13 protein-coding genes are annotated in these 15,399 nt (G+C 62.5%); 4 read left to right on the forward strand and 9 right to left on the reverse strand.

What is annotated here, in order from left to right; genetic code table 11:
* Nucleotides 1-140: 140 nt before the first annotated feature.
* Together QMK32_RS15185 and QMK32_RS15190 are read left to right on the forward strand one after the other, a co-directional pair.
* Entirely contained in the window at nucleotides 141-575 is a 435-nt protein-coding gene (locus QMK32_RS15185; RefSeq protein WP_283475889.1) for a PaaI family thioesterase, read from the forward strand.
* A complete protein-coding gene (locus tag QMK32_RS15190; RefSeq protein ID WP_283475890.1) occupies nucleotides 572-2,335 on the forward strand; it encodes an NTP transferase domain-containing protein in 1,764 nt (587 codons plus the stop codon). Before QMK32_RS15185 ends, QMK32_RS15190 begins: the two co-directional genes overlap by 4 nt.
* Here the strand turns inward: QMK32_RS15190 and QMK32_RS15195 are convergent.
* The 6 genes from QMK32_RS15195 to QMK32_RS15220 form a co-directional block, all read right to left on the reverse strand.
* Nucleotides 2,292-3,023 (reverse strand): sirohydrochlorin chelatase, encoded by a 732-nt coding sequence (locus QMK32_RS15195; protein WP_283475891.1) that lies wholly within the window; start codon nucleotides 3,021-3,023, stop codon nucleotides 2,292-2,294. The genes QMK32_RS15190 and QMK32_RS15195 overlap by 44 nt on opposite strands.
* Entirely contained in the window at nucleotides 3,024-4,244 is a 1,221-nt protein-coding gene (locus tag QMK32_RS15200) for a uroporphyrinogen-III synthase (protein ID WP_283475893.1), read from the reverse strand. It lies immediately after the preceding gene.
* Nucleotides 4,241-4,654, reverse strand: a complete 414-nt coding sequence (gene nirD, locus QMK32_RS15205; RefSeq protein ID WP_283475896.1) for a nitrite reductase small subunit NirD — start codon at nucleotides 4,652-4,654, stop codon at nucleotides 4,241-4,243. The genes QMK32_RS15200 and nirD overlap by 4 nt, the downstream gene beginning before the upstream one ends.
* Before the next feature lie 110 nt (nucleotides 4,655-4,764).
* The gene (gene nirB, locus QMK32_RS15210) at nucleotides 4,765-7,281 is read right to left on the reverse strand and encodes a nitrite reductase large subunit NirB (RefSeq protein ID WP_283475897.1); all 2,517 of its coding nucleotides are present in this window, start codon (nucleotides 7,279-7,281) and stop codon (nucleotides 4,765-4,767) included.
* Nucleotides 7,282-7,335: 54 nt separating this feature from the next.
* Nucleotides 7,336-8,748: a nitrate/nitrite transporter gene (locus QMK32_RS15215; RefSeq protein ID WP_283476127.1), complete on the reverse strand. Its 1,413-nt coding sequence runs from the start codon at nucleotides 8,746-8,748 to the stop codon at nucleotides 7,336-7,338.
* 246 nt (nucleotides 8,749-8,994) lie between these two features.
* A complete protein-coding gene (locus tag QMK32_RS15220) occupies nucleotides 8,995-10,233 on the reverse strand; it encodes an MFS transporter (RefSeq protein WP_283475898.1) in 1,239 nt (412 codons plus the stop codon).
* 82 nt (nucleotides 10,234-10,315) lie between these two features.
* Here QMK32_RS15220 and QMK32_RS15225 point away from each other — a divergent pair, with 82 nt between their 5' ends.
* A complete protein-coding gene (locus tag QMK32_RS15225; RefSeq protein ID WP_283475899.1) occupies nucleotides 10,316-10,978 on the forward strand; it encodes a FadR/GntR family transcriptional regulator in 663 nt (220 codons plus the stop codon).
* Between the two features lies 1 nt (nucleotide 10,979).
* Here the strand turns inward: QMK32_RS15225 and QMK32_RS15230 are convergent, their stop codons facing one another.
* The 3 genes from QMK32_RS15230 to QMK32_RS15240 all read right to left on the reverse strand — a co-directional run bounded on the left by QMK32_RS15230 (nucleotide 10,980) and on the right by QMK32_RS15240 (nucleotide 14,191).
* Nucleotides 10,980-11,834: a TIGR02569 family protein gene (locus QMK32_RS15230; RefSeq protein ID WP_283475900.1), complete on the reverse strand. Its 855-nt coding sequence runs from the start codon at nucleotides 11,832-11,834 to the stop codon at nucleotides 10,980-10,982.
* An 83-nt stretch (nucleotides 11,835-11,917) separates the two neighbouring features.
* Entirely contained in the window at nucleotides 11,918-13,093 is a 1,176-nt protein-coding gene (gene moeZ / locus QMK32_RS15235; protein ID WP_283475901.1) for an adenylyltransferase/sulfurtransferase MoeZ, read from the reverse strand.
* Between the two features lie 135 nt (nucleotides 13,094-13,228).
* Nucleotides 13,229-14,191 (reverse strand): DUF3152 domain-containing protein, encoded by a 963-nt coding sequence (locus QMK32_RS15240; protein WP_283476129.1) that lies wholly within the window; start codon nucleotides 14,189-14,191, stop codon nucleotides 13,229-13,231.
* Nucleotides 14,192-14,683: 492 nt separating this feature from the next.
* Here QMK32_RS15240 and fasR point away from each other — a divergent pair, with 492 nt between their 5' ends.
* Entirely contained in the window at nucleotides 14,684-15,337 is a 654-nt protein-coding gene (gene fasR / locus QMK32_RS15245) for an HTH-type transcriptional activator FasR (protein ID WP_136169412.1), read from the forward strand.
* Nucleotides 15,338-15,399 lie beyond the last annotated feature (62 nt).

The following is a 15,399-nucleotide window of genomic DNA, read 5'->3' on the forward strand; positions in this document are numbered from 1 at the left end:
GCCGTGGAACCGAGCGTTCAACCGATCGACATCGGCCGACACATCGCGCCCGATCGACGTGAACGCAGCCGAAAACGACAATCTCGAACCGATCAGGCCACCACATCAGCAGGAAGAAAGATCGAGGCTAACCTGAAAGAATGAACTTGGGACAATTCGATCCGCGTCCGACCGCGAAGTACGCACTTGCCACTGCGAGCCCCTTCCTCGTGATCGCCGGATTGGTCGTAGAGGAGGTCTCGGGTACTCGCGTCGTAGGTCATATCGAGCTCACCCCGGAACACTTCACCCCATGGGGAGTGGTGCACGGCGGGGTCTACACGACTGCGGTGGAGTCGGCTGCGAGTATCGGAGCCAGCGAAGCGGTGAAAGAACGAGGCGAGTTCGCCGTCGGGGTCCACAACGCAACCGACTTCCTTCGCGCCAGCAAGGGCGGTCGCGTCGATGTACTGGCGGAACCGTTGCAGCAAGGCAGAATTCAGCAACTGTGGCTCGTCACCATCACTGCATCCGACAGCGGTAAAGCAATTGCACGCGGCCAGGTTCGGTTGCAGAACGTCCCACTACCGGCGTGAGCAGCGAGAATCCGACGTTCGACGCGATCGTCCTGGCCGGCGGACGCGGCTCGCGGATGGGCGGGGTCGACAAACCTGCATTGACCGTCGGACGTCGAAGCATGATCGGGATCGCAGTGGAGGCCGTGCGGCGGGCCGGCCTGATCGTGACGGTGGGACCTACCCGGCACCAACTGAATTCTCGTGTCCTCCAGACGCAGGAGTCTCCGGCCGGATCGGGGCCGGTCGCTGCGGTCGCAGCCGGTCTGAGAGCACTACGGGAATCAGTGGCGGACGTGGTGGTCATCCTCGCCGCGGACCTACCGCTCGTCGACGCGAACAGCGTCGACTCCCTTCTCGCTGCGTCACTGTCCAGCTCGGCGGGTGCGACGTTCGTCCGTGACGAAACAGGCCGAACACAATATCTTTTCGGTGTGTGGGATCGCTCGAAGCTGGTGGCGACACTGGCCCGAGTAGACGCACTTGCGAACCGATCCATGCGATCGATCGTTCCCGACGACTATGCAGTTCTCGACCTTTCCGAAGTATCCGGTGATTGCGATACCGTCGAGGATCTACACCGGGCTCGAGCACGACGCGCCGCCGCCGATTGCATACCGCCGGCTCTTACCATCCATCAGGCCCGCACACGAATTCAGGAAAGGCTCGCCCCTGTCGCACCCCGAGGAGTACCACCGTTGGAGGCGCATGGAACGGTACTGGCCGAGCCGATGATCGCTACCCGGCCCCTCCCCTACGTCGATATATCGGCAATGGATGGTTATGCGGTGTCCGGCGACGGACCGTGGACTGTCCGAGGGGACATCGCCTATGCCGGAACCAGTGGACTTGCGGCGGTTGCCCAGGGCCACGCTGTTCGAATCGCTACCGGCGCACACGTTCCCGCAGGCGCAACCTCGGTGGTCCGCGACGAATTCGTCGAGCTCGATTCCTCCGGAAAGTTGCGCCTGTCACCGAACGTCACGCAGCAGGACGACACGCGACGCCGCGGTGAGGATTGGCACGCCGGTGCCGAGTTGGCGCCTGTCGGCACGTCCGTCTCGCCTGCAGTCATGTCGGTCGCTTTGAGCGCAGAGGTTGCCGAGCTGACCGTACGCGGCCCCGTTCGCGCGCAAATAGTGCTGAGCGGCAACGAGATACGAGCGATTGGTCCACTCGAAGCAGGGCAGACACGTGACGCACTCGGACCAATTCTGCCCCTGTATCTCCACGCATGCGGAATCACCGTCGTCGACACCGTGTACCTCCCCGATTCACCGACTGCGTTCGAGGATTTGTTGACCACGTCGACGGCAGCGGACCTCACGATCGTCGTCGGTGCAACCGGAGGGGGTGCCGCGGATCAACTCCGCACAGCACTCGTCCACGCGGATGCCGAAACAGTGATCGGTCGAATCCTGGTGCGCCCGGGCGGCTCTCAGATCACCGCGGTACTGCCGAGCGGGCGAGTGGTGCTGGGGCTACCAGGTAATCCACTGGCTGCCATCGGAACTCTGCTACTCGTTGCACCCACCGTGGTCGAAGCATTGACCGACAGCACTTCGAGCGCCCCTCGCGTCGGCAACCTGACCAACCCGGAAGCCGTATGTTCGCCGACGGCTCGGATCGTTCCGGTGATGCGCGACGGTACCGGATGGCGAGCGGACACCGCGGTTCGCACAGCACATTTGCTCCACCTGATCGATCACGAGGCGTTGGCCGTGGTGCCTGCCGAAGTCAGCTCGACCGAACCGGTGGAACTGCTGCCGATCGTGCGTTGAACTGCCGAGCACCTTCGCGGTATCGATCCACGACGAGGTCGACGATGGCGGGGTGCACACCCAGTGGTTCGGCGACGCCGTCGGCGCCTGCCTCGGCGAGTCGATTGTGAAAGAGGCCGCGCGCAAGTAGATACGAGGCCAGGAACACTCGGCCGTGTCCCTGTGCACGCAGGGCGTTGACTGCGTCCGGGACGACTTTGTTTGCGGGGGCCGCGATGGCGATATGGGCAACGGTGACTTCGACGTGCGCGATCCTCGCGAGCATGTCAGCGGCACGTCGGTGCTCGAGTTGTGCCCGGGCATCGGACGAACCTGCCGCCGCGAGGACGACGGCGTCCCCGGGGCGCCATCCTGCGTCGCTCAGTCGTTCCAGCAGCACCCTGGCGAGCACCGGATCCGGTCCGAGTGCGCGAGTGACTTTCACGCTCTGGTGGCCACTGACTGTGACCTCACGGGGTACGTCGGTGTGCACGTGGTATCCCGAGGCCAGAAATGCCGGGACCACGACGGCAGACCCATGGACCTCGCGAAGAAGCTCGGATGGAGAGGGTCCGAGGACATCGACGAAAGCGACCCGCGACACCCCGATCTGTCCGCTCACGGCATCAGCCAATTCGGCGATCATCTCCACGCCGCGCGGATTTCTGGTCCCGTGGGCTACCAGGACAAGGGCAGGACCTGAACTCATCTAGTACTTGCTCCCTTCGCAGCTGGGCATGACGGACATGGAAGTTCGTTCGGGCATCTCGGACTCTTCACACTCCTCGGTGACCTCGGGTTCGTCGACCGCCAGCCGGTAGCCTCGCTTGACCACGGTGTGAATGGCCTTCGGTGCGCCGAGGGCGGAGCGGAGTCGAGTCATGGCTGTTTCGACGGCGTGAGTATCTCCCCCGCCGCCGGGCAGCGATGCGAGTAGATCTTCCCGGGATACCACTCGCCCAGGCCGCTTCGACAAATTCTTGAGCAGTGCCATGCCTGCTGGTGATACCGAACGCACTTCGCCGTCGACAACGACACATTTACCGCGCACGCTCAGTAGGTGGCCACCCGCGCTCATGAGTTGGGAGCGTCGCGGTAGTTCCTCCGCGATATGACGCGCCATCGCCCCGAGGCGAGCACGTGCCGGCTGTGTCGTCGCGACGTTCAGTTGTTCGAGAGGTGCGGCGGTAATCGGTCCTACACATACCGGCAACACCCGGGTACGCATCGATTGCAGCAAAGGTTCGAGAACGCCGTTCTCGTGGGCTCGCATCAGCAGCGACGCCACTGCGGGCGCACTCGTAAAGCTGATGGCGTCGAGATCTCCGACGATGACTGCTTCGATCATGCGATCCATCGGAACGCTGTCGTCCGGTGCGATCCAGCGGTACACGGGTACGGGCACCACTTCCGCTCCGGCGGAACGCAATGCCTTACAAAAGTCCGGAACCGGTTCCCACTCCGTTGTTGCGCCGTGGAGTTGCACAGCAATCCGTTTACCTTCGACCCCCTCTGCGAGAAGATGTTCGAGCACTTCTGTCGAAGATTCGGATGCCGGTGACCACTCTTCGCGTAGGTCGGCTGCGCGGATTGCCCCCTTAGCTTTCGGCCCACGAGCCAGCAGTCGCGACGACGCGAGTGCTGCACCGAGGCTTTCGGCCTGCCCCCACCCGTCGGCCGCCTCGATCCAGCCTCGAAATCCGATTCCCGTCGTTGCAACGGTGATCGTCGGCGGATCGGCGATGATGGCGGCGGTGACGCGTTCCAATTCGGCGTCGTCGGACAGCGGAATGATCCGGATGGCCGGTGCGTGCATTACCGAGGCTCCACGCCGAACGAGTAGCGTCGCGAACTCCTCGGCGCGCCGCGACGCGGTAATCCCGACGGCGAATCCAGCCAGAGGTTCCCCGGACTCGGCAGTCGAGCTCATGTCGATGCGCCACGCACGAAAATCACGCCGCCCGAGATCTTGGTCTCGAAAGATCCGAGCGAGACTTCGACAGCGTCGAGGCATCGGCCGTCGAGAAGAGAAAAGACCTGCTTGAGCAACGGCGAGGCCACGGTGGGTTCACCGCTCCGGTCGCCGACGAGCCCCTTGGACATGACTGCTGCCCGGCCGAACGGATCGATGTTGCCGACCGCGAATACACGCGCATCGGGCAATGCGAACAACGCCACTTGGGTGCCTCCTCTCAGCAGAACGGCGACGCCTCGTCCAGGAACGATCGCGTCGACAGTGCACGCGGCAGTCCACGAGCGCGCGGATTCGGTGCCCGATGTCGCGGGCAACTGCTGGTTCCTGTTTCTGGTGGTGCTGGTTCGAGACTCGATGACAGTCATCACGTACCTCCTGGTGCTATTGCACGTTGCCCGTGTTTCTTGATCGTTAAGTAGCGGTTACTGAGGTGTGCACATGCGATCCGATGCCCTACAACGGTGTGAGCGTGATCTCAACCGCCGAAGGCCGGCATCCCCATCAACACCGGAACCTTGCGCTCACCCGACTCGTCGAACGCAATGGTCGGATCGATCGCCTCGGGCACATTCACGAACGAGACAAATCTGCCCAACTTCTCCTCGTCCTCGAGAACGCCTGCCCATTCGTCCTTGTAGCCGGCCACATGGCGGTCCATATCGGCCTCGAGTTCGGCGCCGATCCCCAGGCTGTCCTTGCAGACGACGGCTTTCAGATGCTCGAGACCACCCTCGAGCGCATCGAGCCACGGCGCCGTCCGCTGCAAACGGTCCGCGGTCCGTACATAGAACATGAGGTACCGGTCGATGTAGCTGACGAGGGTGGCGTCGTCGAGATTCGATGCGAGCAACCGCGCATGCTTGGGCGATTGGCCACCATTGCCGCCGACGTAAAGATTCCAACCACCTTCGGTAGCGATGACGCCGACGTCCTTACCCCGTGCCTCCGCACATTCGCGAGCGCAACCGGAGACACCGAACTTGATCTTGTGGGGCGAGCGCAGACCCCGGTATCGATTCTCGAGGTCAACGGCCATCCCCACCGAATCCTGGACACCGTAACGACACCAACTCGATCCGACGCAACTCTTGACCGTGCGCAACGACTTACCGTAGGCCTGACCCGATTCCATGCCCGCGTCGACCAACCGCTTCCAGATAGCGGGTAGCTGCTCCACGCGGGCTCCGAACATGTCGATTCGCTGACCGCCGGTGACCTTGGTGTACAGACCGAAATCTCGTGCCACCTCACCGATGACGATGAGTTGTTCCGCCGTGCACTCCCCTCCCGGCATACGTGGAACAACGGAATAGGTGCCGTTCTTCTGAATGTTGGCCAGGAAATGATCGTTGGTGTCCTGTAAAGATGCCTGCTCACCGTCGAGGATGTGGTCCGAGGACGTCGAGGCCAGGATCGAAGCTACGACCGGCTTGCAGATGTCGCATCCAGTCCCCCTGCCGTACTTGACGATCAGCGAAGAGAACGTGCGGGTGTTCGTCGCCCGAACGATCTCGAACAGCTCGGCACGAGAGCGACCGAAGTGCTCGCACAGCGCCTTCGACATCACCACACCCGATGCGGAAAGAAGCGCCTTGATCGACGGAAGGCATCCCCCACACGTCGTGCCTGCGTTCGTGCAGCTCTTCACCGAGGCGAGATCACCGGCCCCCTCCGCGATCGCGTTACAGATCGCACCCTTGCTCACACCGTTGCACGAACAGATCTCGGCATCAATCGGCAACGCACCGATCCCAACATCCTCGGCAGCTGGGGAAATCAACGATGCTGGATCGCCGGGAATTTCCCTTCCGACCAAAGGGCGAAGCAGTGAGTACGCGGCAGCATCCCCGACGAGGATTCCACCGAGCAATGTCTTCGCATCGTCGGAGACGACCAACTTGGCGTACGTCCCTTTCGGAGCGTCACTGAAGACAACCTCCAACGCTCCCGGTGTGAAAGCCATGGCGTCGCCGAAGCTGGCGACGTCGACACCCATGAGCTTGAGCTTGGTGGACATATCGGCACCGGGGAATTCAGCCTCACCGCCGAGCAATCGGTCGGCCACAACCTCTGCCGTCGAATAGCCAGGGGCGACGAGCCCGTAGGAAGTCCCTTCGACCGCGGCACATTCACCGATGGCGTAGACATCGGGATCGACCGTGCGGCAACCGACGTCCACCAAAATTCCACCGCGCGCACCCACTTCGAGGCCGCAGTCCCGAGCAAGTCGATCCTGTGGCCGCACACCGGCCGAGAACACCAGCAGCGCTGCATCGATGACACTGCCGTCGGACAACTCCACCGAAAGCCCTGCCCCATCGGCATTCTCGGTGATCGACGAGGTACCGACACCGGTGTGGACGGTCAGCCCGAGGTCGGTGACCAGACGTGCCAACAGCGCGCCACCACCCTCGTCGACCTGAAGCGGCATCAGTCGCGGAGCGAATTCGACGACATGGGGCGTCATGCCCATCTTCTGTAGCGCGTTGGCTGCTTCGAGTCCGAGTAGACCTCCGCCCACCACGACACCGACCGCGCCTGGACCCGCAGCGTCCGCGCAGGTCCTGATCCGGTCCAGGTCGTCGAGCGTGCGGTAGACGAAGCACTCCGGGCGATCGTGCCCGGTGATCGGAGGAACGAAAGGGTAGGAACCGGTAGCGAATACGAGGGCGTCATAGTCGACGGTCTCTCCGGTCGATGTCGTGACCGTCTTAGTTGCGCGGTCGATGTGCTCAGCTCGCACACCGATTCGCAGATCGACGGCGGTGTTACCGAGATCGCCTGTGTCATCGAGATAGTCGTTGCCCGCCAGCGCGAGCTCCCGGTGATCCCAGGCGCCCACATAGGACGAAAGCCCCACTCTGTCGTAGGCGGGCAATGCCTCCTCGCAGAGCACTGTCACCGTCCAGTCGGACGCGGTGTCTCGCGCGCGGAGCGCCTCCACGAATCGGTGACCCACCATGCCGTGTCCTACAACCACCGCGTTCTTCACGTGAGTTGTCCTTTCCAGAATTTCGTGTCGAACAATGTTCGAGGAGAAAAGAAGTCAGATCGCGACGGACGCGTTCGTCTTCTCGCCTTCGAGAACCCGCGGCGTACGCAGATAAACGGCCCACGTCACTGCACAGCACACGACATAGAAGACGAGAAACACCCAGAAGGCCGTGGTCGCGGACTTCGCCGCGCCCGAGTACGAAGCTCGCAGCACGAGGTTGATTCCCACACCACCCAAAGCCCCTACGGCACCGGCAATTCCGATGAGCGCGCCGGACATCCTGCGCGACCAATGCTGCTGTTCCTCGATGCTCATGCCCTGCAGTTCTACAGACTTGGCGGCGAAAATCGCAGGAATCATCTTGTAGACCGAACCGTTGCCGATGCCGGACAGAAGGAACAGAAGAATGAACCCGATCACGAAGAGGGTCATCATGGTTCCGGTGGCAGCGCCTGCGGTGTTGTCGTCCCACGTGCCTGCGGCAACCAGGATCCCGGTGGAGAAGACCATCGCCACGAACGTGTACAGCGTGATCTTGCCACCACCGATCCTGTCGGCGAGCTTGCCACCGAAGGGTCGTGAAATCGATCCGAGCAAAGGTCCGAGAAACGCGATCTGAGCTGCGTGCAACGACGCTTGTGCCTGCTGGGCTGCGGTAGCGGGCGCGCCGTCGGTGATTCCGGCAAGGAAATTGATTTGCAGAACCTGACCGAACGCAAAACTGAAACCGATGAAAGAGCCGAACGTTCCAACGTAGAGGAACGCGATCCACCAGGAATCGGAGAACCTGAGAACGTCGATCATCGAGCGGCCGTTGGTCTTCTGGTTCTCGAGGTTGTCCATGAAGAGTGCGGCACCGACGGCGGCGATCGCGATGAAGACGAGATAGACGGCACACACGATTTCGGGAGCCGTGTTGCCGATCGTGGCGATGACCAACAGGCCGATGAGTTGAATGACAGGCACACCGATGTTTCCACCGCCGGCGTTCAGCCCGAGTGCCCACCCCTTTTCGCGCTGCGGATAGAAGGCGTTGATGTTGGTCATCGAGGACGCGAAATTGCCGCCACCGAGGCCGGCAAAGGCTGCGACGACGATGTAGGTGGTGTACGACGCCGGGTTCAGCATGAAGTACATGGTCAGCATCGTCGGGATCAGCAGGACGAGGGCGCTGAAGATCGTCCAGTTACGACCGCCGAATTTGGCTGTCGCAAACGTGTACGGAATCCGAAGGATCGCTCCGACCAGCGTTGGCACCGCGACGAGGAAGAACTTGCCTGCCGCGTCGATGCCGTAGACCGACACCGGCATGAACAGAACCATCACGGACCAGATCGACCAGATGGAGAATCCGACGTGCTCGGCGACGACGGACCAGATCAAATTCCGCTTCGCGATCGTCTTGCCCCCGGCCTCCCACGCCTCGACGTCCTCGGAGTTCCAGTGGCTGATGCGGTGCTTGATCGACACCGGAACGCTTCCTCGCTCGGGCGTCGTTGTCGAAGCATCTTGGGCTGGTGGTGCCTCGGGAATGCTGGTCACGTGGGCCTCCTGATCGCGTGGGAGACCCAAAGGTAGAAAAACCGTGTTGCGTGGGCGCTGCCTGCGGTGACCTGTCGATTAACTTGCTCTCACGGGGCGAAACCGGTGCCCGTGAGGTCGTCGGCGCTACGACCCTGCGGTTACGATCCTGCGGTTACGACCCCGCGGTCACCAGGTGTCTTCGAGCATGCGCGGGCGGCAGCACAGGTACCCGCCGACGAGCAGCACCGCAACACATCCGGTCAGGAGCAGCATCGGTATTCCCCAGCCCCCGGAGAGTGTGTGCAGCAATCCGAACGACAGCGGCCCGGTGGCCGATACGACGTATCCGAGGCCCTGTGTGAATCCCGAGAGTGCCGAGGATCCGGCATGGGTGCGGGTGCGGAGATTGATGAGTGTCAACGACATCGGGAATGTCATCGTACCGAGTCCGATGAGGCATACCCAGAGAACGGTTCCGGCGGTCGGCGAGAAATACAGTCCGGCGAACCCGATGAGATAGAAGACGGCAGCCGCGATGACCAAGCCGTACGGGTTGCGCAGGCGCGCGCACAGCGACGGGGCGGCCAGCGAGGAAATCAGACCCATGCCGCCGAACGCTGCGACCGAGGCACCGGCGAAGGCCTCACTGATGCCCGAATCGGTGAGGATCGTCGGTAGCCAAGTCAACATCGAGTAAGTGATGAACGAGGTCATCGCGAACATGCCGACCATTCCCCATGCCAACGACGAGCGCCAGATCCTGCCTTCCGAACGCTCCTGAACTGCTGCTGCGCTGGCCGCTTCCCTCCCGTCACGCTCACGGCGTGAGAGAACGACACCGAGCCACGGCACTGCTGCCGCCACCCCCACGACGGCCCACATCCCGATCGAGGTGCGCCAGCCGTATGCCTCCGCGAGGGGAACTGCCACCAGCGGAGGAACCATCGTGCTGATCTGCATGGCACAGATGTAGAGGGTGCTGACTACTGCCAGACGATCGGAGAAGTAGCGCTTCACCAGCGGCGGGAGGACGACGTTTCCGATTCCCATGCCTGCCAGCGCGAGTGCCGACAAGGCGAGGAGCGAGCCGGTCCCCGGCGCGAATGCTCGGGTAGCCATTCCGAGGGTCGTCGCCAACATTGCCACGAGGGCGGCGCGCTCGAGGCCGATTCTCTTGACGATGAGGGGTGTCAGAAGGCCGAAGACGGCGAACATCGCCGGTGGAAGCATTCCCACCAATCCAACGACCGTGGATCCGAAGTGGAGTTCGTCGCCGATACGACCGAACAGTGGGCTGATCGACGTCACGGCGGCACGCAAAGTCAGCGCTGACACGATGATGGCCGCGAAGACGAGTGCACGTCCTCGCACCAGATGCCGAGCGTGGGTCCGGTCGTTCGACTCTGTTACTGCTGCGGGACTCACCACCAAATCATAGGATGACCGGATCATCTGACGCAAAGCTTTAAACTGGCCCACACATCGAGAAAAGAACGGGGAGTCACACGTGCAGCAGGTTCAGCGTTCCAGCCTGATTTCACAGGTCACTGCGCAGCTTCGCGAGGAGATCGTGGCCAGGCGTTGGCCGGTCGGTTCGCGTATTCCGGCAGAACCCGAGCTGTGCGAACTGACCGGTACCGGTCGAAACACGGTCCGCGAAGCCGTGCAGGCGCTTGTCCACGCTGGAATGCTCGAGCGAAGGCAAGGATCGGGCACGTATGTGATGACGGTGTCGGATCTAGGCGGCGCGCTGGGGAAATACTTCGCCGACGCGCAGGATCGTGATGTCACCGAGCTACGACGCACCCTCGAGGTCACCGCGGCCGCGCTTGCCGCCGAGCGAGCCGACGGAGACGACATCAGCGCACTGCGAGAGGCACTCGCCGCACGAAACCTCGCCTGGACAACTCGGTCTCGCGACGACGCCATCGATATCGATGCACAGTTTCATCGCGCGATCGTCGCTGCTTCCCACAACGCCATCTATCTGGAGTTCTACGATTCGCTACTGCCGGTGATCCGCCGGGCTATGCATCATCACGCTGCCGAGCACGACAACGACTATCTTGACGAACATGCCGCGCTGGTCGAGGCCGTAGCGGCAGGCGACCCTCTACGTGCGGGCGAGGCAGCACGTGTGTTCTTCCGTGAACTCGGGGCGGATCACTGAACTAGAGGATCAGCCTAACCAGATCGGCCGTCCGCGCGAGCCCGGGGAAAGCCTCGGGCGTCGAGCGCGGATGCAGCGCGTGCACCGCAAACCGAAATATCAAAGCGCGCAACAACATTTGTGGCCATTCGGGAAGATCGTCCCAGCGCCCGATCAAAGCATCGTCCGCTCCACCCCACGAAATGGCATCGACCACGGCCACCGCTGCGGCCCACGAAGTCGGACGCCAATACGGGGTGATGTCGGTGAGGCCAGGCGCTTCGCTGCCGTCGAACAGCACCGTCCCGAACAGATCGCCGTGCACCAACTGGTCTACCGACTCGACAGGTCTGCGCAGACTCGCGAACTGCTTGATCAATTCGAGACTCTGACGACCGTCTTCGGAGGTCACTTCTGGAGCGCCCGCACCCCGCGCCGCCCGCAAAGGTACAGCCTCCCAAGCCGCCCGATCTGCCGCGACGAACACATCCACATCCGCCCACGGGGCGACAGGGGGCTGCACCAGAAAGCGAGGGCGCTCCAACTGGGCCGTTGCCGCGTGAAGCCGCATCGACAGTGACACGACCTCGTCGTGCCGCGGTTCCGGCGACCCCTCGATGAAGGTGTCAGCGCGCCAACTACTCACTACGTAACGCCCGTCCGTCGACCGGACGGGACGCGCAAGCCGGACACCGTCGACGGCCAGGGTCTCGCGAACCTTCGCCGACCACGCAGCCCGCGCGTGATCTGCGACAGGCGAAAGCACGACATCACCGAGTCGCCACCCGCCGTCCCAGTCGGCACCGAGCGGCGTGGGCGGTACATCTCGCAACCCGAATGTGGAGATCACGTGTTGAGGGGGTTCCACTGAGCTCACAACTCTCACGCTACCGCCGACGAGCCGCACCGCTCCGCAGGCGCGCGTGGAGATATGACCGGCCGAACCGTGCCGACGTGCGACTAGTAGATCGGCAAGCTGGGATCGATCTGACCGGCCCAGGCGAGAATGCCGCCCTGCAGATGAACTGCATCGGCGAAACCCGCCTGCTTCAGGACGGCAAGTGCCTCTGCCGATCGAATTCCCGTTTTGCAATGCAACACGATGCGTCGATCGTGGGGCAGCGACGCGAGCGCATCCCCGGAGATGATCACGCCCTTCGGCACCAGGGTTGCCCCCTCGATATGCACGATGTCCCACTCCACCGGCTCGCGAACGTCGATCAGCGCGATATCGGCACCAGCCTCGAGTAACACTGCCAGCTCGTTCGGCGTAATGGTCGAATCTTCCGCCGCAGCCGCACCCTCGTTGGACACGACACCGCAGAACGCGTCGTAATCGATGAGTTCGGTGATCGGAATTCGGTCCGGATCTCGCTGCAAGCGGATGGTGCGGTAGCTCATGGCCAAAGCGTCGTACACCAACAATCGCCCCAGCAAAGTGTCACCGATGCCGGTGATCAGCTTGATCGCCTCGGTCACCATGACCGACCCGATCGAAGCACACAGGACCCCGAGCACGCCGCCCTCTGCACAAGAGGGAACCATTCCAGGCGGCGGAGCCTCCGGATACAGATCTCGAAGGTTCAAACCGGCCCCGTCCGGCGCATCCTCCCAGAACACCGAAACCTGACCTTCGAAACGGTAGATCGACCCCCACACGTAGGGCTTACCGGCCAGAGCGGCGGCATCGTTGACGAGGTAGCGCGTGGCAAAGTTGTCGGTTCCGTCGAGAACGAGATCGTACTGCTCGAAGAGAGACACCGCATTCGAGCGATCCAGCCTCACATTGTGCAGCCTGACCTCGACACCGGAGTTGATTTCGCGAATCGAATCGCGAGCGCTTTCCCCTTTCGGGCGCCCGACGTCGGAACTGCCGTGGATGACCTGTCGCTGCAGGTTGGACAATTCGACGTCGTCGAACTCGACGATCCCCAGCGTCCCCACGCCTGCCGACGCGAGATAGAGCAATGCCGGCGAGCCGAGTCCTCCGGCGCCGATCACCAACACTCGGGCGTTCCGCAACCGTCGCTGCCCCGTCATTCCTACGTCAGGGATGATCAGATGGCGACTGTATCGAGCCACCTCGTCGAGCGTGAGCTCTCCTGCCGGTTCGACAAGTGGGGGCAACTGCGTCATGAAACATGCACTCCTCGACGGCACTCCGTCAGTGGCCGTATGCCACGTTCTGTCACCTCACGTTACCGAACTGCCCACTCGCCACCGCTTCGGTGATCCACCGCTCGCATCGGTCCGCGATCGCAAGACGAATGTTCAGCTACGGGGATAAGGCCACGGGTTGAACCGACAGGTCTTGCCGTCCATAGGCACGACGCCTTCTGGATCGAGGCGGGCGATGTCGTCGTTCGAGGTACCGAAGGTTTGCTGCATCATGACCGGGGCCAGGCCTCCCTCGGTTTCGCAGGGCTGATGTTGCTGATAGCCGATCGCGTGTCCGACCTCGTGATTGATCTGATATTGACGATACGAGCCGATATCACCTTGAAATGCGATGGCACCACGTACCCACCGGGGCTCGTTGAGCACGACACGTCCGATTCCAGGGTTGTAGCACGACACCTCTAGCTGAATGTCGTAACCACAGGCCTTACGGATGGACATCTGCGAGGTCAGCGAGATTCGAAAATCAGGATCACCGGATTCGATTCTGCGGAATGCGAACCGAGGGTCGTTGGTCCAACTCTTCGGGTTGCCGAGTGTCTGATCGACCAGCCTCCCGAACGACTCGTCGCCGCCGAATCCTGCCGTATCGATGCCGTCCTCGACCTCGACGGTGTAGGTGAAGGTGCGCTCGGTCCCTTGACCGACCTGGTTCGACGATCCGGGGACCAGGTGCCAGGTACCCGCGCCATCGACAGCAAACGACCCGCCGTCCGGTAGCTCACCGGAGGGAATGGATGCAGCGAAGTTGCCATCGGCTTGCGGCGGAACCCCGATCACTCCGGAACCGCTAGTGTCCGAGCTGAGCGCTCCGAATCCCGGATCCGCAGGCAGTGAAAGGCTTCCAGTCGCGGTGGTGGTGGGATCGCCGGTGCGCACTGCGTCGACCACGACCAAAGTGGTCACCACCAGAAGCAGCGGAATTGCATAGGCGCGCCAGCCGTAGACGGACGCAAACTTTCCGAGCTTGCTCTGTTTTCTGACCTGACGTTCCGGACGCGGTGTTCGCGGACGTCGTGTTTCTTCTCTGGTAGTGGGGTCCCACTGGGCCCGCAGCGGCTGGTAAGAACCTGCGCCGCCAACTTCACGCGGGAGATCATCCGGACCGCTTTCATACCGTCGAGCAGAGCCGTCATACTCTCGTGCTCGAGCGGTCTCCGTAGGGCGATCGCCGTCGGTACGGCGGCCTTCTGTGGCCTCGAACCGACGTGACCGCTGATCGGGTGGGAGGTATGCACCTCCTCGTCTCGGCCCTCCTCGGTCAGTCACTCCGCCAGAATCTCACAGTCTGGCGCGTACGCCGCTCGCCGCGCCGATAATTCCGCCTTCGAACAAACTCGATGCTCGATTTCAGCCCTGTTATCAGGATGATCGACCTGTATAGCGATGTGACTCGAAAAACGAGGGCGACCCGCAGTCCCTTCGGTCACATCTTCGACAGGTATCGTTGCCAACGATCTGCGCTACAAGTACCCAACGCCTCCGGACACGGGCACCCACGGGCAGCCGACACCGGCGCAGTGACCTATGCGGATGGGATCAAGCACTATGACAGAACTCGCGGATCGGATGTCCTCGGACCGTCCGACTCCTCCAGCCGGCCGCCGCAGCGCGCGCTTGCCGCGCGAGGCGCGACGCGCGCAACTCTTGGCTGCAGCAAGCGAGATTTTCGTGACCCGTGGCTATCACGCGTCAGGAATGGACGAGATCGCCGAATGTGCCGGAGTCAGTAAGCCGGTGCTCTACCAGCATTTCCCCGGCAAACTCGAGCTGTATCTCGCCGTGCTGCAGAGTTACGTCGATACCCTGATCTCAGGGGTCAGACAGGCGTTACGTTCGACGACCGACAACCGACAGCGCGTGCGCGCTGCGGTACTGGCGTTCTACGACTTCGTCGACACCGACACACAAGGGTTTCGTCTGGTGTTCGAATCGGATCTCATGGGCGATCCCCAGGTGAGCGCCCGCGTCGAGCAGGCAACAGAAGCTTGCGTCGACGCAGTGTTCGACCTCGTCGCCCACGACTCGGGCCTAGACCCGTACCGAGCACGCGTACTTGCCGTCGGTCTGGTCGGTGCCAGCCAGTTCACTGCGCGATACTGGCTCGAGGCCGACCGTCCGATTTCCAAAGAGGACGCTGTCGACACCACGGTGTCACTCGCCTGGGGCGGACTGTCCCACGTTCCTCTTCAGTCTCCCTAGAGTTGGCTGGAACGCGCGAGGCCCCGTATCGATCTTCCGATACGGGGCCTCGCGCGTTCCAG

The sequence above is a fragment of the Rhodococcus sp. H29-C3 genome, from assembly GCF_030063405.1.
GTDB lineage: Bacteria > Actinomycetota > Actinomycetes > Mycobacteriales > Mycobacteriaceae > Rhodococcoides.